The following is a 411-nucleotide window of genomic DNA, read 5'->3' as shown; positions in this document are numbered from 1 at the left end:
ATTTATGTGATGCTACTGTTACAAATATCAGCAAAGTAAGCGGTGCTTTTGTAGCATCTGAATCTTGTGCTAATGCAGGAACGTACACCAACACTTGGACTGTAGCTGATGATTGTGGAAATACTTCTGAAGTCTTTACTCAAATCATTACCATTCAAGATACAACAGCGCCTGCGTGGTCAACCGCTGCTACTGCTTTAAATACGACTGTTGAATGTAGTAATGCTGAAGCATTAGCCACAGCTCAAGCAACTTTCCCTATTGCTACTGATTTATGTGATGCTACTGTTACAAATATCAGCAAAGTAAGCGGTGCTTTTGTAGCGTCTGAATCTTGTGCTAATGCAGGAACTTATACCAACACTTGGACTGTAGCTGATGATTGTGGAAATACTTCTGAAGTCTTTACTC

1 protein-coding gene is annotated in these 411 nt (G+C 40.1%); it reads left to right on the top strand.

Annotated features, from left to right (window positions below; translation table 11 throughout):
* A partial coding sequence (locus tag AC061C_RS15915; RefSeq protein WP_478291985.1) for a hypothetical protein occupies nucleotides 1-411 on the top strand: 411 nt, incomplete at both ends.

It is taken from the genome of Flavobacterium sp. GNP010 (genome assembly GCF_056428945.1).
Note: the sequence above shows the minus strand (reverse complement) of the source record. Positions and strands in the feature narration are given on the sequence as shown.